Source organism: Stenotrophomonas sp. AN71 (assembly GCF_050435725.1).
GTDB lineage: Bacteria > Pseudomonadota > Gammaproteobacteria > Xanthomonadales > Xanthomonadaceae > Stenotrophomonas.
This window is the reverse complement of the sequence record NZ_JBNDKU010000001.1, coordinates 519927-540213: the sequence shown is the minus strand read 5'-3', so window position 1 is coordinate 540213 and position 20287 is coordinate 519927. Positions and strand designations below refer to the sequence as shown.

The 20287-nt window shown below is 66.3% G+C and carries 20 protein-coding genes; all 20 read right to left on the bottom strand.

The window, feature by feature from the left end; translation table 11 throughout:
• Positions 1-319: 319 nt before the first annotated feature.
• The 20 genes from ABH900_RS02335 to ABH900_RS02240 all read right to left on the bottom strand — a co-directional run bounded on the left by ABH900_RS02335 (position 320) and on the right by ABH900_RS02240 (position 20166).
• The gene (locus ABH900_RS02335) at positions 320-952 is read right to left on the bottom strand and encodes a response regulator (RefSeq protein ID WP_005413261.1); all 633 of its coding nucleotides are present in this window, start codon (positions 950-952) and stop codon (positions 320-322) included.
• Positions 953-1044: 92 nt separating this feature from the next.
• Positions 1045-1623, bottom strand: a complete 579-nt coding sequence (locus ABH900_RS02330) for a PilZ domain-containing protein (RefSeq protein WP_429620898.1) — start codon at positions 1621-1623, stop codon at positions 1045-1047.
• Positions 1620-1913, bottom strand: coding sequence for a hypothetical protein (locus tag ABH900_RS02325; RefSeq protein WP_429620896.1), 294 nt, complete (start codon positions 1911-1913; stop codon positions 1620-1622). Before ABH900_RS02325 ends, ABH900_RS02330 begins: the two co-directional genes overlap by 4 nt.
• Complete coding sequence (gene fliS / locus ABH900_RS02320; protein WP_005409561.1) at positions 1910-2326, bottom strand: flagellar export chaperone FliS; 417 nt, start codon at positions 2324-2326, stop codon at positions 1910-1912. The genes ABH900_RS02325 and fliS overlap by 4 nt, the downstream gene beginning before the upstream one ends.
• A gap of 128 nt (positions 2327-2454) precedes the next feature.
• Positions 2455-3870, bottom strand: a complete 1416-nt coding sequence (gene fliD / locus ABH900_RS02315) for a flagellar filament capping protein FliD (RefSeq protein ID WP_429620894.1) — start codon at positions 3868-3870, stop codon at positions 2455-2457.
• 441 nt (positions 3871-4311) lie between these two features.
• Positions 4312-5490 (bottom strand): flagellin, encoded by a 1179-nt coding sequence (locus ABH900_RS02310; protein ID WP_429620892.1) that lies wholly within the window; start codon positions 5488-5490, stop codon positions 4312-4314.
• A gap of 86 nt (positions 5491-5576) precedes the next feature.
• Positions 5577-6767, bottom strand: a complete 1191-nt coding sequence (locus tag ABH900_RS02305; protein WP_429620890.1) for a flagellin — start codon at positions 6765-6767, stop codon at positions 5577-5579.
• Positions 6768-6839: 72 nt separating this feature from the next.
• Complete coding sequence (locus ABH900_RS02300; RefSeq protein WP_429620888.1) at positions 6840-8057, bottom strand: flagellin; 1218 nt, start codon at positions 8055-8057, stop codon at positions 6840-6842.
• Between the two features lie 423 nt (positions 8058-8480).
• Positions 8481-9683, bottom strand: coding sequence for a flagellar hook-associated protein FlgL (gene flgL / locus ABH900_RS02295; RefSeq protein WP_429620886.1), 1203 nt, complete (start codon positions 9681-9683; stop codon positions 8481-8483).
• Positions 9680-11560 carry a flagellar hook-associated protein FlgK gene (gene flgK / locus ABH900_RS02290; RefSeq protein WP_429620884.1) on the bottom strand — a complete coding sequence of 627 codons (1881 nt, stop codon included), beginning with the start codon at positions 11558-11560 and terminating at the stop codon, positions 9680-9682. The genes flgL and flgK overlap by 4 nt, the downstream gene beginning before the upstream one ends.
• Positions 11561-11568: 8 nt before the next feature.
• Complete coding sequence (gene flgJ, locus ABH900_RS02285) at positions 11569-12768, bottom strand: flagellar assembly peptidoglycan hydrolase FlgJ (protein WP_429620882.1); 1200 nt, start codon at positions 12766-12768, stop codon at positions 11569-11571.
• A 1-nt stretch (position 12769) separates the two neighbouring features.
• Positions 12770-13912 (bottom strand): flagellar basal body P-ring protein FlgI, encoded by a 1143-nt coding sequence (locus tag ABH900_RS02280; RefSeq protein WP_429620880.1) that lies wholly within the window; start codon positions 13910-13912, stop codon positions 12770-12772.
• Positions 13913-13914: 2 nt separating this feature from the next.
• Positions 13915-14607, bottom strand: coding sequence for a flagellar basal body L-ring protein FlgH (gene flgH, locus ABH900_RS02275; protein WP_429620878.1), 693 nt, complete (start codon positions 14605-14607; stop codon positions 13915-13917).
• Between the two features lie 22 nt (positions 14608-14629).
• Complete coding sequence (flgG, locus tag ABH900_RS02270) at positions 14630-15415, bottom strand: flagellar basal-body rod protein FlgG (RefSeq protein ID WP_429620876.1); 786 nt, start codon at positions 15413-15415, stop codon at positions 14630-14632.
• Positions 15416-15518: 103 nt separating this feature from the next.
• On the bottom strand, positions 15519-16268 hold the full coding sequence (locus ABH900_RS02265; protein ID WP_429620874.1) for a flagellar basal body rod protein FlgF: 750 nt from the start codon (positions 16266-16268) through the stop codon (positions 15519-15521).
• A 32-nt stretch (positions 16269-16300) separates the two neighbouring features.
• Complete coding sequence (gene flgE, locus ABH900_RS02260) at positions 16301-17524, bottom strand: flagellar hook protein FlgE (RefSeq protein WP_429620872.1); 1224 nt, start codon at positions 17522-17524, stop codon at positions 16301-16303.
• A 32-nt stretch (positions 17525-17556) separates the two neighbouring features.
• Complete coding sequence (locus ABH900_RS02255) at positions 17557-18240, bottom strand: flagellar hook capping FlgD N-terminal domain-containing protein (RefSeq protein WP_429620870.1); 684 nt, start codon at positions 18238-18240, stop codon at positions 17557-17559.
• A gap of 23 nt (positions 18241-18263) precedes the next feature.
• Positions 18264-18671, bottom strand: a complete 408-nt coding sequence (flgC, locus tag ABH900_RS02250) for a flagellar basal body rod protein FlgC (protein WP_005416461.1) — start codon at positions 18669-18671, stop codon at positions 18264-18266.
• A 3-nt stretch (positions 18672-18674) separates the two neighbouring features.
• Positions 18675-19070, bottom strand: coding sequence for a flagellar basal body rod protein FlgB (gene flgB, locus ABH900_RS02245; protein ID WP_429620868.1), 396 nt, complete (start codon positions 19068-19070; stop codon positions 18675-18677).
• 151 nt (positions 19071-19221) lie between these two features.
• Complete coding sequence (locus ABH900_RS02240; RefSeq protein ID WP_429620866.1) at positions 19222-20166, bottom strand: chemotaxis protein; 945 nt, start codon at positions 20164-20166, stop codon at positions 19222-19224.
• Positions 20167-20287: the final 121 nt, after the last annotated feature.

The following is a 20287-nucleotide window of genomic DNA, read 5'->3' as shown; positions in this document are numbered from 1 at the left end:
CCCGGCACCGCTCCCCGGCGCCTTGTGGAACGCATCTTGCTTTTCATCCGGCGGGCGCGGAATCGGGGGGTTCCTGAGGGTGCTCGTGGAAATCCCTACGCGATGTCGGGAAATTCCTTACATGAAAGCAGGATATTGACGATGGTCGCGGCTAAGGCATTGATTCGTGGTGCAGAATTCGCCGTGCCCCCTGTGTGTCGTGCACGGATTCCTGTCGGGGTACGTCGGGATGACGGGATTTCGTCGCCGATGCGAGGCCGGCGCGGGTTGGTAGCGTCGACTCGACCCGGCCATCGTTGCGCATCGCCGAGATGGGCGCTTACTCCAGCTCGTGCTGGTGGCGGGCCGCAAGCAGCAGCAGGTCGTTGGCGCGGCGGCAGCCCAGCGACTCCATCATGCGCGCGCGATGGGTTTCCACCGTCTTGACGCTGATGCCGAGGTCAGCAGCGATTTCCTTGTTGCTCTCGCCCTTGCCGATACGGCGCAGGATCTCGCGCTGGCGCGGCGACAATGCGGCGATACCGGTCGGTTTCTCGCGGCCGAGCATCGGCGCCAGCATCTTGGCCGAGATCTGCGGGCTCAGGAACACCTGTCCGGCGTGCGCGGCGCGCAATGCCAGCTCCAGCTCCTGCGGCGCGGCGTCCTTGACCACGAATCCGACTGCGCCGCGATCGAGCGCATCGCGTACATGGGCCGCGTCATCGTGCATGGTCATCATCACCACCCGGGTGCCGGGTGCGCGCAGGCGGATGTCGCTGAGTGCTTCCAGGCCGGTGCGGCCGGGCAGCGAGAGATCCATCAGCACCACGTCGGGCGCGTGCTGCAGGGCCAGCTGCAAGGCCTGTTCGGCATTGCTGGCCTCGGCGACCAGCTGCACGTCGGCAAACCCTTGCAGCAGCCGCGCCAGGCCGGCGCGGACCAAGGTGTGATCGTCGACGATGAGAACTCGCACAGGCACGCGGCAGATCCGTGTAGGGGAGTCCACCTTAACTTAGCTGAACGGGCGCGCCAAGGGTCGGCCGTCCAGCACCAAGGTGGCAGGTTTCAACGCGCGCGGCGGGCTTCGGCCACCTGGCGGCGGTGCAGGCGGAACAGGTGTCGCTCCATCGCCATCTCCAGGCCATCACCTAGGCGCTGGAAACGAAGCCACAGGAAGTGCCCACCACCGCCGTCGGCGGCTTCGGCGATTACTTCCACCGGCAGGTCGATGTGATCCGGGAGCCAGTCGCTGGGCTGCAAGCGCACTACGCCGGCCTGGCCGGGGTTGGCACCACTGCGCGGGCCCAGCTGCAGGCGGATGCCGCGGCGTGACCAGCGCACCGGACGCAGGGTCAGCTCCTGGCCCTGCTGGCGTACCAGTCGGCCCAGCAGCACCATGGCCAGGTCCAGCTTGGCCTCCAGCCGCTGCAGCTGCAGGCTGGCTTCGCTGCGTTCTTCGTGTTCGTCGGTGCGGCTGTCTTCGACCAGCGCGAGGCTGCGCAACAGGCCTTCGGCGCTGCTGGTGCGGCCGGCAGCACTACCGGCCTGGAACTCGGCCGGCAACGCCAGCTCGCAGCTGAGCGTCTCGTCGAACAGCTCGCTTTCGGCGGGGTGGTGCAGCGACGTGGTCGGCAGTGAGGTCATGCCAGCGATTCTGCCTGCAGGTAGGCGTGCGCGGCGCGAAGGGAGCGCTGGCCGTTGCTGATCTGTGCGGCGACAGCATCGCGACGCTGGCGCAGCAGGCCCAGCAGGCTCTGCTGGCGCTCGAACAACGCGTTCAACGGAGCGTGGTCGGCCTGGGTCAGCGGTTGGCTGAGCAGGGCGTGCAGGGTGCTGTCATGGCCATCGAGCAGGCTGTCGGCATGGTCGAGCGCTTCTTCGCCCAGCGCCTTCTCGAAGGCGTCCAGCTGTGCGTGCAGTTCAAGCAGGCTCACGGCGCCACCGCTGCCGGGCGGCGCTGTTCCTGAGGGATCGCGTTCCAGGCGCTGTCGATCTCGCCCAGCAGCTGCAGCGATTCGTCCAGCGCCGCACGGTCGTTGTGCAGATTGGCCTCGGTCAGGCGCTGCAGCACGTAGTCGTAAAGCGCCGAGAGGTTGCCGGCGATCTCGCCGCCGGCCTCGTGGTCCAGCGAGCCGTTGAGGTGGCCGACGATCGCGCAGACTTCGCCGATCGCCTTGCCCTTGCCGGCTTGGTCGCCACGCTCGAGGCTGGCCAGGGCACGGCGGACGCGCTCCAGCGCGCCGGCCAGCAGCATCGCCACCAGCTTGTGCGGATCGGCATCGGCGACCGCACTGGTCACTCCCACCTGGCGATACTGTTCGGCATATTGACGGCTGGAACCGTACATTCGTGATTCTCCTTGCGCTGGGTGCCGCCGGTCGATCGCAGTGATCGTTGCCGACGGCGCGGCGATGATGGCTGTTGCGTCCGTTATCGGTGCGTTGCGCGGCAAACTTGAGCGCTGCGCACGCCTGCTCAGCGGTTCAACTGCGCCAGCTGCTGCTGCAGTGACGTATTGCTCTGCTGCAGCTTGCCCATCAGGCTGTCCAGCGCCACGAACTGCTTCTTGTAGCGCTCTTCCACGCTCTTCATGCGCGTGTCCAGGTCCTTGCGGCGCTTGTCGATGTTGTCCAGCGTGGTGTTCAGGCCCTTGGTGCGGGCGACGAACGCACCTTCCTTGCCCACGGTGGTGCTCACGTAGCCGTCCACCAGCGTGAACAGCTGGCCGGCACCACCGGTGTCGCCGGTGATCGCCTGGCGCATCTTCTCCGGCTGGCTGGCCAGCGCGGCGGCGAACTTTGTGGTGTCCAGCACCAGCGTGCCGTCGGCATTGGGGTAGCCGCGGGTATCCAGGCCGATCGCCTTGGCGTCCAGCTTGTCGCCGGCCAGGTCCTTGAGCACGCTGGACATCACCGAACGCAGCTGGCTGGTAGCACCGCGCATCTGCGCGTCACCAGTCAGGGTTGAGGCTGACTTGGTCTTCGCGTCGTACTTGGTTTCGGTACCGATCGCCGCCAGCGCCGCGTTGTACGCGGTGACGAACTCCTGCATCACCTTGGTCGCCGCGCCGGTGTCGGTACTGATGGTAACCGTGCTGGTGCCAGGCATCTTCAGGTTCAGGGTCAGGCCTGGAACCGCATCGGCCACGGTATTGCTGGCGCTGACGACCTTGACGCCATCGATCGTCAGTTCTGCATCGGCGGCGGCGGTGTTCTGCTTCAGGCTGTTGACCAGGCCGCCCAGCTTGGCGTCGCTGCCGGCATATTCCAGCTTGATCGCATTGGCCGCGCCGGTCTTCTCCTGGGCGATCGACAGGTACTGGTTGTCGCCGGAGCTGATCAGGGTAGCCTGCACGCCTTCCTTGCGGCCGGCCGCGTCGATCTTGTTGCGGACGGTGGTCAGCGTGTCGCCGGCTTCCACCTCCACGTTCATGGTCTTGGCCTTGTCGCCCACGCCGACGGTCAGCGTCAAGGTTCCGGCGGCGAAGGTGTCGGTTTTCGGTACCGAGGTATCGGCGATCAGCTTGTGCGCGGTGGCCAGCGATGTGACGTTGACCACGTGCGAGCCGTTGGAGGCTGCAGCCTTGGTGGTACCGACGTCGTACAGCGCGACCGAGGCCGTCAGGATTTCGTCGGTACCCTTGTCGCCGCCCTTGCTGGCGGTCACCGTACGCGTATCGAACGCGGTGGTCGCCTTCAATGCGGTCAGCGCGGTCTTGAGCTTGTCGAAGGCCGAGGTGATGGTGCCGATCGACGACAGCTGCATCTTGGCCTTGGACTGCTGCAGGTTCAGCGCATTGTCGGCGGGCTTGCGGTCAGCTGCGACCAGCTGGTTGACGATGTCGGAGATGTTGAGCCCCGAGCCAATGCCACCGTATCCAAAGTCTGCCACGTCGTTTCTCCTGGTATCCGGGCCTGACCGTCGTGCGGTGGCCCGTCGTCAACGAAAATAGCGGCCTGCGCCGCTGGGTCTTGAGGACTTCGTTGATGCATGCGGCGTGCCAATGGCTTGGCGCGGGTTCTGGCACGCAGGTTGCAGGAGTGCTGGGGCAGGGTGCGGGTAGGTTCACCGCGGGCTGCCGGGAGTCTGCAAAAAGCCCTCCCCCAATGCAGGGGAGGGATCAGGCTACTGACAATCGGGGGGAGACGAAGCCGCCCGGTACGTACAGTCAAGGGTACAGCGCTGAAAGAGAGATCCGCAGGAGCGGGCGATGCCAAGCCGGTTCGGGAGTGATCCCGGGCCGGGCATGGCCCGCGCCTTCGTGCATCGTGGCTTCCCGGTTGCCGCTACCGTCGGTTCGACCCGACGGTAGCGGCGCCTTCTTGCCGTGGATCAGCGCAGCAGGCTGAGCACGCCCTGCGGCACCTGGTTGGCCTGGGCCAGCATGGCCGTACCGGCCTGCTGCAGGATCTGGGTGCGGGTCAGCTCAGCGGTTTCCTTGGCGAAGTCGGTGTCCTTGATGCGGCTACGCGAAGCCGACAGGTTTTCCGACGAGGTCTGCAGGTTCGCCACGACCGAGGTGAAGCGGTTCTGGATCGCACCGAGATCGGCGCGGGTGCTGTTGATCGCACCCAGGGCCTTGTCGACCACTTCCAGCGACTGCTGGGCGCCGAGCACGGTGCTCACGTCCAGCTTCTGCACGTTGGCCGAAGTGTCGGTGCCGGCGGTGTAGGCGCCCGCAGCAGCTGCGGTGCCCCAGGTCTTGGCGGTCGCGTCGTAGTCACTGCGCATCAGGGCGATATCGGCAGCGGCAACGGCCTTGCCTTCCTTCACCGAGCTCAGCTTCAGCGTGCCGTCGGCATTGGCTTCGGCGAAGATGCCGGCCTCGCCGATCTTGGCGTTGATGGCGGTCGCAACGGCCTTGGAAGCGTCGGCCGTGGTGGCGCCGGCCTTGACTTCAACCGTGCCGATGTCCACGCCCATCACCGTGCCGGAGAAGCGCGCACCGTCGGTGCTGGCGGCCAGGGCAGCGGTCGCGCCGGTGGCGAAGGTCGAGGTGCCCAGCGAGCCGGCCTTGGCGTCGATGGTCTTGTCGATGGCGATGGCCTGGCCGGCGTTGGCGCCGACCTGGAACAGCTGGCTGGAGAACGAACCGTCCAGCAGCTTGGTGCCGTTGAAGTCCGACTGCTTGGCAACGCGGTCGATTTCCGAGACCAGCTGGGTCACTTCGGCCTGCAGCGCCTTGCGGTCGCTGGCCGAGTTGGTGGCGTTGGAGGCCTGCACCGACAGCTCGCGGACGCGCTGCAGGTTGTTGCCGATTTCGGTCAGCGAACCTTCGGCGACCTGGGCCAGCGAGATGCCGTCGTTGGCATTGCGGATGGCGACGTCGGTACCGCGGATCTGCGTGCCGAAGCGCTCGGAGATCGCCAGGCCGGCGGCGTCGTCCTTGGCGCTGTTGATGCGCGAACCGGAGGACAGGCGCTGGATGGTGGTAGCCAGCGAGCTGCCGCTGGTGCTCAGGTTGCGCTGAGCATTCAACGACATCGTATTGGTGTTGATGACTTGTGCCATGGTGCTTTTCCTTTGGCGAAGGTGGAACGTGTTTCAGGATCCGGGCGCCACGTCATGCGGCGCCCGGAGGTCGATCAGACGGCGGATCAGCGCAGCAGGCTGAGCACGCCCTGCGGCACCTGGTTGGCCTGGGCCAGCATGGCCGTACCGGCCTGCTGCAGGATCTGGGTGCGGGTCAGCTCGGCGGTTTCCTTGGCGAAGTCGGTGTCCTTGATGCGGCTACGCGAAGCCGACAGGTTCTCCGACGAGGTCTGCAGGTTCGCCACGACCGAGGTGAAGCGGTTCTGGATCGCGCCGAGGTCGGCGCGGGTGCTGTTGATCGCACCCAGGGCCTTGTCGACGATTTCCATGGCCTGCTGGGCGCCCTTCACGGTGCTGACGTCCAGGTTGCTGGCGTACTTCGATGCCGGCGCCGCCGCAGCGGTGGTGGCGGTGAAGGTCGGCGCGGTGGCGCCGGTCCAGGTGCCCGGGGTCGCGGTGATGGCCTTGAACGAGCCGTCGGCGTTGGTGCTGTCCTTGACCGAGGTCAGGGTCACGCCGGCGGTGCCGTTGACTTCAGCGAACACGCCGGTTTCACCGATCTTGGCGTTGATCGCGGTGACCAGTGCTTCACGCGAGGCCTTGCCGGTGGCAGCGGCGTCGGCGCCCTGCTTGACCGAGACGTCGGCGATGGCCACACCGTTGATGGACAGGCCGGTGGTGCTGAAGTCCGCATTGGTGCCCGGATCGGCCAGGGCCAGTGCGTTGGTGTCGAACTTGGCACCGCCCAGGGCGTTGGCCTTGGCGTCGATGGTCTTGTCGATGGCGATGGCCTGGCCGGCGTTGGCGCCGACCTGGAACAGCTGGCTGGAGAACGAACCGTCCAGCAGCTTGGTGCCGTTGAAGTCCGACTGCTTGGCAACGCGGTCGATTTCCGAGACCAGCTGGGTCACTTCGGCCTGCAGCGCCTTGCGGTCGCTGGCCGAGTTGGTGGCGTTGGAGGCCTGCACCGACAGCTCGCGGACGCGCTGCAGGTTGTTGCCGATTTCGGTCAGCGAACCTTCGGCGACCTGGGCCAGCGAGATGCCGTCGTTGGCATTGCGGATGGCGACGTCGGTACCGCGGATCTGCGTGCCGAAGCGCTCGGAGATCGCCAGGCCGGCGGCGTCGTCCTTGGCGCTGTTGATGCGCGAACCGGAGGACAGGCGCTGGATGGTGGTAGCCAGCGAGCTGCCGCTGGTGCTCAGGTTACGCTGAGCATTCAACGACATCGTATTGGTGTTGATGACTTGTGCCATGAGGAGAGGTCCTTGAGCGGTTGCACGTGAGTTGGGTTAGACGCCCCCGACGTGCCCCGGGGGCGGCTCATGTCAGCGCTGCAACAGGCTGAGCACGTTCTGCGGTACCTGGTTGGCCTGGGCCAGCATGGCCGTGCCGGCCTGCTGCAGGATCTGGGTGCGGGTCAGCTCGGCGGTTTCCTTGGCGAAGTCGGTATCGCGGATGCGGCTGCGCGATGCGGACAGGTTCTCCGAGGAGGTCTGCAGGTTGGCCACCACCGAGGTGAAGCGGTTCTGGATCGCGCCGAGGTCGGCGCGGACGCTGTTGACCGACTCCAGCGCCTTGTCGACGATCGACATCGCCTTCTGCGCGCCTTCAGCGGTGGTGACGTTCAGGTCCTTGACGAAGCTGGCCGTTGCGCCGGTCAGCGTGCCGCCGTTGGTGCTGGTCTCGGTCAGGCCCAGTCCGGCAATGGTGGCGGCGGTGGCGCCGGCCGGCGGGGTGGCCGCGCTGACACCGAGGGTGAAGGTCTGGCCATCCTTCACCGATGCCAGGCTGACCACGCCGGCGTTGACCGAGGCGACCACGCCGGTTTCACCCAGCTTGTTGTTGATCGCGGCCGCGGTGGCCGAGGTGATCGATTCGCCGGCCTTCACCGTGAAATCGCTGATGGTGACCGTGGTGGCGCTGCCGCCCGGCGGGGTGACCGAGACCTGCAGGCCGGAATAGGTGGTATCGGCGGTGGCCTTGTCGACAGCCAGTGCGGTGCCGGTGTAGCCGTTGGCGAAGCTGGCCGCACCCAGCGAGTCGGCCTTGGCGTTGACCACGCTGTTGATGGCGATGGCCTGGCCGGCGTTGGCGCCCACCTGGAAAAGCTGGCTGGTGAAGCTGCCATCGAGCAGCTTGGTGCCGTTGAAGTCGGCCTGCTTGGCGACACGGTCGATTTCGCTGACCAGCTGGGTCACTTCGGCCTGCAGCGCCTTGCGGTCGCTGGCCGAGTTGGTGGCGTTGGAGGCCTGCACGCCCAGTTCGCGGATGCGCTGCAGGTTGTTGCCGACTTCATTCAGCGAACCCTCGGCCACCTGGGCCAGGGAGATGCCGTCGTTGGCGTTGCGGATGGCCACGTCCAGACCACGGATCTGGGTGGTGAAGCGCTCGCTGATGGCCAGGCCGGCGGCGTCGTCCTTCGCGCTGTTGATGCGCAGGCCGGACGAGAGGCGCTGGATGGTGGTAGCGAGCGAGCTGCCGCTGGTGCTCAGGTTGCGCTGAGCGTTGAGCGACATCGTATTGGTGTTGATTACCTGTGCCATGGGGTCGTCTCCTCTTATGTGGAACCCGTTGGTGAATGAAGCGAAGCGCCGCCTGTTTTTTTGTGTGGCTGTGTGCTTCGCCGTTGCCAAATGAATAACGGCGCTTTGTCAACAACCTTTAGCCGTGAATTCCGCTGGAGCCGCAATTCGGTGCTGGAGGCTGTTTTTCCGGGGTTTTCCGTCCTGTTGCCAGGGCGGAAGCGGCCCCGGAAGGGGCGGTCGGGCAGGGCCTGGCCAGCGCTGATGAAGGTATCGGCGGGGTGCGGCCGGGCTTGATGGGCAATCACGGAAAATCGGCCGGAGACGGCCTGGCGGTGGTAGCGCCGGGGCACGCCCGGCGAGCGCGGCGGAACGGGAAACCACAAACGAAAAAGGCCGCGATGCTGGGCATCGCGGCCTTCGGTGTGCAACGTCGCAGGGACGTCAGCGGATCTTGTTGAACAGCGACATCGACTGCATCTGCGAGAAGATCGTCTGTGCCGCCTGCAGCGCCGTACTCTGCAACTGGTACTGGCTCAACGCATCGGCATAGTCCAGGTCACGCATCTGCGACAGCGTGGTCTTCAGGGTCACGCCATTGGCTTCGCGCATGTCAGCCGCATTGTCCAGCGCCTTCAACTGTGCGCCACCGGCCGCACGTGAGTCGATCATCCGCTCTGACGCGCGTGCAATGTCGCGCAGCGCGCTCTGCAGCTGGTTCTGCTGCGCGCTCATCTGCGCAGTGGTGCCGGTGTCCGCACCCAGCGCCGCCACCAGGTTGTCCATGGTGGCGAAGATGTCGCGGCTGCTGGCCGCCTGCATATTGAAGCGGTCACCTGCCGCCGGTGCACCAGTGATCTGCAGGCGTACACCGTTCACCTCCAGGTCGTCACCGGCCTTGTAGGTGCCGGTGCCGGTCACGTTGCCCGCACCGTCCACCACCTCATACTGGGTGCCGGTGGTGAAGCGCACGCTGAAGGACTGGCCGTTCCAGCTGTTGCTGCCGTCGCGGGTGACGTTGGTCAGCACCCCGTTGCCAGTGTTGCCGGCAGCGGCGCTGCCGTCGACGAAGCCATCGCCGGTCGGGATGCGCATGAAGATCTCGCTGCCGGGCAGGGCATCCTTGACGTAGGTGTCCGGTCCGACCTCGACCTGGCGCTGCGTCTGGTCACCCCGGTAGACCACCTTGCCGTTGATCTTGGCGAACGGCGGGTCACCATCGTTGGTACCGCCGAATACGTAGCGGCCCGTGCCGTCGTCGGCGTTGGCCAGCGACAACAGGCCATCGCGGATCTGGTTCACTTCGGTGATCAGCGTCTTCTTGTCGGCCGCGCTCAGCGCCGGGTTGCTGGCCTGGATGGTCAGGTCGTTGACGCGGGCCATCAGATCGTTGACCTGGGCCAGGGTGTTTTCCTGCACGCCCAAGCGGTTCTGCACGTTGCCGGCATTGAGTTTCATGCGGTCCAGTGCGGCCAGGCTGCGATCCAGACCGACCGCGGTGCCGGCAGCGACCGGATCGTCCTTGGCACTGACGATCTTGCTGCCGGTGGCGATCTGCTGTTCCAGGTGGCTGAGCTTGGCCTGCTTGGCCATCATCAGCGACACCGACTGGTTGAACATCATTCCGGTGGAGATGCGGCTGCTCATCGGCGGACGGCTCCCAGGATGGTCTGGAACATGCTGTCGGCAGTGGAGATCAGCTGCGAGGCGGCCTGGTAGGCCTGCTGCAGGCGCAGCATGTCGGCGGCTTCCTCGTCGAGGTTCACCCCTGACACTTCATCGCGCGCTTCCTGCGCCTTGTCATTGATCACCAGCTGGGCATCCAGCGAATACTCGGCCGAACGGGCTGCGGCGCCGACCTGGGTGGTCAGCCCGCCCAGCGCGCCGTTGAGGGTTACCGTGCCGGCATTGAACGCCTTCGCACTTTCCACCTTGGCCAGCTTGGAGGCGTTGCTGTTGTCCGACGACCCGGCCGGGGTCGGGGTGATGTTGAAGGTATCGCCCACTTTCGGCGCGCCGTCCAGCACGAAGCTCCAACCGTTGGCGCTGATGGTCTGGCCGGGGGTGTAGGTCTGCGGCGGGCCACCGTCGATGGTGTAGGTGGTGGCCGAGGTGAACACGATCGCCGATGGATTGCGCAGGTTGGCGTTGGCCGAATCGGTAACGGTGACGCCGCTCAGCTTGCCGGTGCCGGTGTTGGCGGTGGCCGCCGCGCCCTTCACTGCGGCGGCGGCAGCGATGCGCGACGGATCGGTGATCGCCATTTCCAGGCTGCCGGCCACGCCGGCGGTCGGCTGCAGCAGGAAACGGTCATTCGCCGCCGGGGTACCGCCCACCACCAGCTGCACGCCGTTGATCACCAGCGGATCGGCAGCCGTGCCGGTGCCGGTCAGCGGGACGCTGGCGCCGGTGTCGGAACGGCTCGCTTTCCAGTTGGTGCCGTCGAACTGCAGCACCACGTTCTGCGCGTCCAGCTTGCCCAGGTCGCCATAGGTGGCGCTGAGGCTGCCGGTGCCGGTGTTGCTGTTGTTGGCGGTGACGCGTGGGTTGCCGATGTTGAAGAAATCACCGCCCATCTGGCCGTACAGGTCCACGCCCTGATGGTGTGCCTGGTTGAAGCTTTCGGCCAGGCCCACCGCCAGCTTGCCCAGCTCGGCCTGGGCCGGGGTCAGCACGGTATCGCGGAATTCCAGCAGGCCACCGATCTGGCCGCCGACCGCCTTTGGGTCCAGGCGGATGGTGTTGCCCTGGGTTTCCAGCGCCAGCTGCAGGCGCTCGGGCTGGTACGGGTCGGCCACGGTGGTGACCTTGGTGGCCGTGGTGCCCACCACCAGCGCGTTGCCGCCGGCGGTGTAGACATTCATCACGCCGCCATCCTGGATGACGGCCGTACCCCCGGTGTAGCCGATCAACTGGGTGATCAGCTGATCGCGGCGGTCAAGCAGATCCGGCGCGGCAGTGGCCACGTTGGTGCCGATCGCCCCGTTGATCTGCGCGATTTCCTGCGCGAGCCGGTTGACTTCGGTCGCGCCGGCCAGCAGGCCGTTGTTGACCTCGCTGTTGAGGTTGTTCAGCTGCGTGTTGAGCTGCACGAAGCGGTTGGCCAGCGTCTTGCCGCCATCGAGCATGTTCTGCCGATCGGCGGTGCCGGCCGCGTTGGAGGACAGGCCACTGACCGAATCGAAGAAGTTCGACCAGACGCCGGAGACATTCGTGGCCGCATCGGAGAACAGCGCGTTGACCCGGTCGGCCATGCCCGAAAGCTGCTTCAGGCGTGCCAGTTCACCGCTGCTGTCGAGCAGGCGCGAGATCGCCAGCTGGTCGGCCGTGCGGCGGATGTCGGTGATACGGGTGCCGTTGCCAACCGTGCCGTAGCCGTAATTCTGCGGATCGGCCGTGGCGAAGTTGACCTTCTGCCGGCTGTAGCCGGGGGTATTGAGGTTGGCCACGTTGTGGCTGGTGGTCGCCAACGCACGCTGGAAGGCGAGCAGGGCTCCGGTGCCGGTGGAAAGTACGCTGGACATGGGGTTCCTCAACGACGAGTGATACCCAGCGCCGCGGTTGCGGTGCTGGCGAAGGTCTGGCCAAGACGCGAGCCGGCATCGGCCACGGCGGCCACGGCGCGCTCGATGGTCGGTCCACCGGCGATCGCGGCGATCTTGGCCGCGTAGCGCGGGTCGGTGGCATAACCGGCACGCTGCAGGCCACGGGCGAAGCCCTGCACGTCGGTGCCGGCCTGCAGGGCCTGCTGGTAGCGCGGGCTGGTCTTCAGCAGGCGCACGTAGTCGGCGAAGCTCTCGGCCGGTGAGCTGTAGGCACGGAAGCTGGCGGTTTCGTTGCGGCGCACGCCGTCGACATACTCATGGGTGCCGGCCTCGACGCGCTGGCCGTTCCAGCCGGTGGCCTTGATGCCGAACAGGTTGTGCGACGTGCTGCCATCGGCCTGGCGGATATGACGCTTGCCCCAGCCGGTTTCCAGCGCGGCCTGGGCGACCAGGGCGCGGGCATCCACGCCCAGTTCTTTCGCTGCGCTCTGCGCGTGCTGCCAGATGCTGGCGACGAAGCCCTCGGGCGTGTGCGCGCCGAGCTGGGCAACGGCCGTGCGGGCGGCCATCGCATCGGCCGGATTGACCATCGAGCCTCGGTTGTTGGCGGTGGCCGACCACTGATCGTTGCTGGCCGCCCAATCGTCGCCCTGCAGGCTGCCGATGTACGGGTCTTCAGTGCCCAGCGAACGATGCAGGCGGCTGCTTTCGCGGCCGGCAATCAGGTCCAGGGCTTGTTCCATCGGCGCCGTCGCGGCCTGTGCGCCGTGCTGGGCACCGGCGGCCATCTGCTGCAGCATGCGCACCGCCTGGCTGCCGTCTTCCAGGGGCAGCGACGGCGCGGGCGTGGCCGGCGCGTTGAGCTGGTAGGCGCGGCTGGCCTTGGCCGGGTCCACACGCGTGTCCAGCGCCGGGCCATCGGCAGCCTGGCCGGACAGCTGGCGGGTGATCATGCCCGACAGGCCCAGGCCCTTGCCGCGGGTCATCGCCTCGGCGATCTTCTGGTCGTACATGTCGCGGAACATCTTGTTCTCGCCCGGAAACAGCGAGTCGCCGAAGCTGGCATCGCGCATGCTCTTCACCAGCATCTGCGCGAACTGGCCTTCCAGCTGACGTGCAACCTTGTCGATCTTGGCCGGATCGTTCTGCTGTGGCGGGTTCAGATCGAATGCGGGATTGATGCGCATGTCAGATCACCTCAAGCTCGGCACTCAATGCGCCGGCCTGCTTCAGGGCTTCCAGGATCGCGATGAGATCGCCCGGCGCCGCGCCGACCGCGTTCACCGCGTGCACGATTTCATCCAGGGTGGTGCCGCCGCTGAACTTGAACATGCGGCTGCCGTCATTGGTGGCGGTGATGGTCGACTGCGGGCTGGCCACGGTGCGGCCGCCGGACAGGGCATTGGGCTGGCTGACGTTGGTGTTTTCCTGGATCGTCACCGTCAGTGAGCCGTGCGCGATCGCTGCCGGCCCGACCCGCACCTGCTGGCCGATGACCACGGTGCCGGTACGCGAGTTGACCACCACCTTGGCCGGCGCGCTGCCGGGGGTCAGTTCCAGGTTCTCGATACGTGCCAGCAGGCCGATGCGTGCGCCTGGATCGGTCGGCGCGGTCACCGCCACGGTCACGCCATCGACCGCGCGTGCCGCACCCTCGCCGAACGCGTTGTTGAGCGCGGCGACCATGCGCGAGACGGTGGTGAAATCATTGTTGTGCAGATTCAGCGTGATGTCGCCGCCATTGGCCAGTGGATCGGGCAGGGCGCGCTCAACGGTGGCGCCGTTGGGAATACGCCCGACGCTTGGCACGTTGACCGACACCCGCGAACCATCCTTGCCCTGTGCGCCGAAGCCGCCGACGATCAGGTTGCCTTGGGCGATGGCGTAGATCTGGCCATCGGCACCGCGCAGCGGCGCCATCAGCAGCGAGCCACCGCGCAGCGACACCGCGTTGCCGATCGAAGACACGGTGATGTCGATCGGCTGGCCCGGCTTGGCAAACGGCGGCAGCTCGGCGTGGATCGCCACGGCGGCCACGTTCTTCAGCTGCGGGTTGACGTTCGGTGGCACGTTCACGCCCAGCTCGCCCAGCAGGTTCTTCAGGCTCTGCACGGTGAACGGTGCCTGGCTGGTGCGGTCGCCGCTGCCATCCAGGCCGACCACCAGGCCATAGCCCACCAGCGCATTGCCGCGCACGCCGCCCACCTGGGCCAGGTCCTTGATGCGCTCGGCGCTGGCCGGGGCCACCACCGCGAAAACCATGATCACGCCACAGTAGAGCGACGCCATGCGTCGCTGCCAGGAAGAAGAGGAGAAAAGTTTCATGGCCATACTCAGAACGGCGTCAGGCCGGAGTTGAAGAAGCGGCTCAGCCAGCCCATCGCGTTGGACTGCGCGACCGGGCCGCGACCGCCATAGACGATGCGGGCTTCGGCCACGCGGCTGGAGGGAATGGTGTTGTCCTGGCTGATGTCGCCCGGACGGACGATGCCCTGCACCTGCACCAGTTCATCGCCCTGGTTCAGCCGCAGGTTCTTCTGCCCCTGCACCACCAGGTTGCCGTTGGGCAGGCGCTGGACCACGGTGACCGTGACACTGCCCTGCAGCCGGTTGCTCTGCGCGCTGTTGCCCTTGCCGGCGAAATCACGCTTGCCGGCCGCGGTGGCACTGAGGATGTCCTTGCCACCCAGGGTGACCGGCGCACCGAGAATGGATGGCGTGCCCAGGCTCAGGTTCGATTCCTTGTTGGTGGCCGTGTTCGCGCTGGTCTGCGCGGTGGTGTTTTCCAGCAGGGTGATGGTCAGCAGGTCGCCGACGTCGCGCGCGCGACGGTCCGAATACAGCTGCAGGGTCGGGCCGGCAGCGTAGATCGCGCCGGCGGTCGGCTCGGCCTGCGGTGGCACGATCGGCTGGATCGGTGCCATCGTCGGATACGGGCGCACGTCGCCGGCGATCACGCAGCCACCGAGCAGGGCAGCCACGGCGCAGGCGAGGGCAGTACGGGCGAAGTTGGAAATGGGCGACATGGCGGTTTCCCGGTTGGGCCGGTCAGATCTTGTTGTTGAGATAGCCGAGCATCGAGTCGGTGGTGGAGATCGCCTTGGCGTTCATTTCGTAGGCGCGCTGGGTTTCGATCATCGACACCAGCTCTTCCACCACGTTCACGTTGCTGCCCTCCAGCGCGCCCTGCACCACGTTGCCCAGGCCGTTCAGGCCGGGATTGCCGTTCTGTGCCGGGCCGGAGGCGGTGGTTTCCAGGAACAGGTTCTCGCCACGTGCCTGCAGGCCGGCCGGATTGACGAAGTCGGTCAGGGTCAGCGCGCCCACTTCCACCGAGGCGGCGTTGTCGGCCATCTTCACGCTGATGGTGCCGTCGCTGCCGATGGTCACAGACTGTGCGCCTTCGGGAATCTGGACGCCCGGCTGCACCGGATAGCCGCTGTTGGTGACCAGCTCGCTGTCCTGGTTGATCTTGAACGAGCCATCACGGGTATAGGCCGAGCTGCCATCGGGCATCTGCACTTCGAAGAAGCCGCGGCCGTTGACCATCACATCCAGGGCGCGGCCGGTCTGCTGCTGGCTGCCCTGTTCGAAATTCTTGGCGGTGGCGACCACGCGCACGCCAGTGCCCAGCTGCAGGCCGGTCGGCAGCTGCGTCTGTGCCGAAGAAGAACCGCCGGGCTGGCGCACCTGCTGGTACAGCAGGTCCTCGAAGCTGGCGCGGTCCTGCTTGAAACCGGTGGTGTTGGTGTTGGCGAGGTTGTTGGAAACCACCGACATGCGCATCTGCTGCGCATCCAGTCCGGTTTTAGCGATCCACAATGCCTGGTTCATCTTCGGTGTCCTGTCTGGGTGGAGCCGGCCGCGTAGTGCGGCCCTTGGTAGCGGGTCTGCAAGGGGTGTGCCAGCACCGGCCAGGGCCGGTGCCGGAATTCCGTCAGCTGCCCAGGCGCAGCAGGCTGTTAGCGCTGCGTGCGTTGTCATCGCCGTGCTTGATCACCTGCACCTGCATTTCGTACTGGCGCTGCAACTGGATCATCTGCACCAGCGCGCCGGCGGCATCGACGTTGCTGCCTTCCAGCTGGCCGCTGTGCACGGCGGTGCCCTGCGCCGGGGCGAACGGCTGGCGCGGGTCGGTATTGCGGAACAGGCCATCCAGCCCGCGCTCAAGGCGCTCATCCGGCGCCTGTACCACCTTGATCCGGCCGATCTGCGCCATCGTCTGCGGGCCTTCGCCCTGCGGGATGATCGAGATCGTGCCGTCGGCGCCAACCTCCATCGCCTGGTAGGGCGGAATGGCGATCGGATTGTTGTTGTCGTCCAGCACCGTGCGGCCACCGGAGGTCACCAGCTGGCCGTTCGGCGTCACCGACAGGGCCGCACCGCGCGTATACGCTTCGCTGCCATCGCTGGACTGCACGGCCAGCCAGGTGCCGGTCTGCAGTGCCAGATCCAGCGGCTTGCCGGTGATGTGCTGCGCGCCTGGCCGGCGGTTGAAGCCGGCATCGACGTGCAGCGCATCCACCCGCGAGGCAAAGCCCGGGCCGCGGACCGGGAAGGCTTCGGTGTTGGCCAGCGCTTCCTTGAAGCCGGGGGTGTCCGAGTTGGCGAGGTTGTGGCTGAGCGTACCCTGCGCCTGCAGGGAAGCGCGGGCACCGGTCATCGCCACGTAAAGGGCTTTATCCATGCGGGGAGTTCCGTGACAGTGTCAGCAGCTCATCAACGGATGTTGATGACGGTCTGGGTGATCTGGTCCTGGGTGGTGATCATCTGCGCGTTGGCCTGGAAGTTCCGCTGCGCGGTGATCATGTTCACCAGCTGCTCGGTGAGGTCGACGGTGGACGCTTCCAGCGACCCGGCCTGGATCTTGCCGAGGTTGGAGGTGTCCGGCATGCCGGTGCGCGGCGTACCCGATTCGAAGGTCTCCACCCACAGGTTGTTGCCCTTTGATTCCAGGCCCTGCGTGTTGTTGAAGGTGGTCAGTGCGACCTGGCCCAGCGGCTTGTCGTCGCCGTTGGAATAGCGGGCGTAGACCACGCCGGATTCGGAGACGGTGATCTCGTTGAGCTTGCCTGCGGCGTAGCCGTCCTGCTGGGTATTGCGCAGCGCGAACTTCTCGCCGTACTGGGTCGAACCGCTGACATCCAGCGTCATGTTCAGCTGGCCGGCACCGGTGGTCGGGGTGAAGGTGCCGAGGCTGACCTTGCCATTGGCTGGTGCAACGAGCTTGCCGCTGTTGTCGAAGGTGACCGGGGTCGGCGCGCCGGCCGGCTGGCCGTCCACGTAGTTGCGCACGGTCCATTCGTTGGGGTTGGCGCCCTTGACGAAGTACGAGACCTGGATGTGGCTCACGCCCAGCGAGTCGTACACGGTGATGCCACCGCTGGAGTGGTTGTAGCTGTTGGAATCGGCCGGGTCGAAGGTCGCCACGGTCGGCTGCTTCGCGTTGGCCGGCAGGGTGAAGCCGACCTTCACTTCGCTGGTCTGCTTCGGCGGGCTGTCGGTGGTCAGCAGCTGCAGGTCGACCAGGCGGCCCGAATCGAAGTTGGTGCCATCGGCATTCGGTGCGAACACCTGCAGGCGTGCACCCTGCGGGTTGACCACGTAGCCGGCGGCATCGGTCTGGAAGTTGCCGGCACGCGAGTACACGCGCGAGCCATTCATGTTCATGGTGAAGAAGCCCTCACCGGAAATGGCCATGTCCAGGCTGCGCCCGGTCTGTTCGTTGTGGCCCTGGATGAACTGCTGGGCGACGTTGGAAACGCGCACGCCCGAGCCGGTCTGGTTGGTCGACAGGCCATAGCTGGTTGAGGCGAACAGGTCGGCGAACTCGGCACGCGACTGCTTGAAGCCAGTGGTGTTGACGTTGGCGACGTTGTTGGCGGTGACGCTCAGGTCGGTGTTGGCGGCATTGATGCCGGACAGCGAGACATTGAAGCCCATGGGATGCTCCTGGTTGATGCGGGATGTGCGGCTCAGCTGACGCGGAGCACGTAGTCGATCGGGGCCGTGCCCAGGCCCTTGAGGTTCAGGTACAGACCGTCGGAACCGACGGTCACGCTCTCCACCGGCGCCTGTACGTAGGTGGACAGCTTGGTGCTCTTGCCTGCGGTGTCGACGTGGTTGGCGACGATGGAGTACTTGCCTGGTTCCATGCGCTTGCCGTTGGCGTCCTTGCCGTCCCACTGGAAGGCGGTTTCGCCGGCGGCCTTGGCTTCCACGCTCAGCGAGGTGACCTTGGCGCCGTTGGCATCGGTGATGTCCACGGTGACGATGCCGGCCGACGGCGCGGCGACCGTGCCTTCAACACTGCCTTCCTTTTCCAGCACCAGCTTTTCCGACGGCACCAGCACCTGGTGGCCGACGAGGGCAGCGCCACGCAGCACCTGGTCGCTGGCCATCGATTCCTGGAAGCCCTTCACCGTCTTGTTCAGATCGGTGATGCCCTGCACGGTCGACATCTGCGCCATCTGCGCGACCATCTGCGTGTTGTCCATCGGCTTCAGCGGATCCTGGTGCTGCAGCTGCTCGGTCATCAGGCGCAGGAAGTCGGCCTGGTCCAGCGTGTTCTTCTTTTTCGTGGCGTTGCTGTTGGGGGCATTCAAACCAAGCGCGCTGTAGACGTCCTGGTTGGTCTGGGTGTTGACGGAGGTGGTCATGGCGGTATCCGGTACTGCGGGCCTCAGCGGCCCATGGTCAGGGTGGCCAGAGCCAGTTCCTTGGCGGTGGTCAGCATCTCCACGCCGGCCTGGTAATTGCGCGAGGTCGAGATCAGGTTGACCATCTGCGCCACCGGATCGACGTCGGGCTGGTAGATGTAGCCATCGGCGTCGGCCAGCGGGTGGCCCGGCTCGTAGCGCTTGATCGGCGCCGCCTCGCTCTGGGTGATCTCCTTGACCTTCACCGAGGTGATGTTCGGATCGTTCTTGCTGGTGACGGCCTGGAAGATCGGTTCCAGCGGCTTGTACACCGCGTCGGCGGAACCGGCGACGGTGTCGGCGTTGGAAAGGTTGGAGGCGATGGTGCTCATGCGCACCGACTGCGCCTGCAGCGCAGAGCCGGCGATGTCGAAGATCGGCAGGTTGCTCATGGCTTATTGCCCCGTGATCGCAGTCAGCATGGAACGCACCTTGCTCTCGACGAAGCTGAGCGAGGCGCGGTATTCGAGTGCGGCGCGGCCATAGGCCGCACGCTCGGCGTCGGGGTCGACGGTGTTGCCATCGAGGCTGGGCTGCACCCCTTCGCGCGCGATCTGGAACGGGTTCAGTCCGCCGCCGATCTCGTAGTGCTGCTCATGGGAGGTGGCCATCAGGCCGTTGGCATCCTGTCCCTGGGCGTGGCGCAGGGCGGCATCGAAGTCCAGGTCCTGGGCCTTGTAGCCGGGAGTGTCGGCATTGCCGAGATTGCTGGCGATCAGCTTCATCCGCTGTTCGCGCAACGGCATGGCCTGGGCATGCACGCCCAGGTAGTCGGTAATCAGGTTGCGCACGGTGCACTCCCACGGGAACGTTGCCCGGGAAGCTGCAAGGGGTGTGCCAAAGCAAGCGGGGTCAGATCCCCTCAGGGGCTCTGACCCCGGGGGTCACCCATTGCCATGTATGGGGCCGGAGCCCCTGCGGGGATCCGACCCCGGGACGGCCTTACGCCGCCAACGCGACCTTGCGCAGGCGGTCCAGCACGAAGTCGGCCAGCTCGTGCGGCGAGTACTTGGCGACGAAGGCATTGGCACCCACGCGCTCGACCATCGCATTGTTGAATACGCCCGAGAGCGAGGTGTGCAGCAGCACGTACAGGCCGGCCAGGCCCGGGTGGCGCCGGATTTCCGTCGTCAGCGTGTAGCCGTCCATGGCCGGCATCTCGATGTCCGAGATGACCATGGCGTAGCGCTCGGCCGGATTCTCACCCGCTGCGTGGATCTGCAGCAGATGGTCCAGCGCCTGCTTGCCGTCGGAGAGCAGGGTGGCGCCCACGCCCAGCTGGTCCAGGACGCTGCGGATCTGCTGGCGGGCTACGCGTGAGTCGTCCACCACCAGCACCTGCAGCTGCGGGCCGTCTCCCGGCATCGCCATGGCCGGGTCGAGCACGGCTTCGCCACGGATCTGGGCAATGTCGGCCAACACGCTTTCGACGTCGATCACCTGGATCAGCTCGCCCTGGAAGCGGGTCACCGCAGTCAGGTAGCTGGACTCGGCGCCCAGCTCCGGTGGCGGATGAATGTCTTCCACCGCGATGTTGACGATGCGCTCCACGCCACTGACCAGGAAGCCCTGGATGGAGCGATTGAATTCGGTGACGACCAGGTAGCCGGGCGAGGTGTCCGCATCGGGCTCACGCTCGGGGTGGCCGATCGCCAGGCCCAGATCGAGCACCGGCACCGAGCGGCCCCGCACGTCGGCCACGCCGGCGAACTGGCCGGGCAGGCCGGGCACCTGGAACAGCTCCGGACGGCGCAGGACTTCCTGCACCTTGAAGACATTGACGCCAAAAAGCTGACGTCCGCCGAGACGGAACAGCAGCAGCGCCAGGCGGTTGTGGCCGGCCAGTCGGGTCCGCTGGTCGATCCGGTTGAGCAGGTCATGGGACATGGCTGCTGTATCGGCGGCGCAGCGGCTGAACTTGAGCGCTTTTGTAGCGTCGAGCTTGCTCGACTGCTTTCACGGCCCGTCGAGCAAGCTCGACGCTACATGGGGCGTGAGTTGAGCAAGC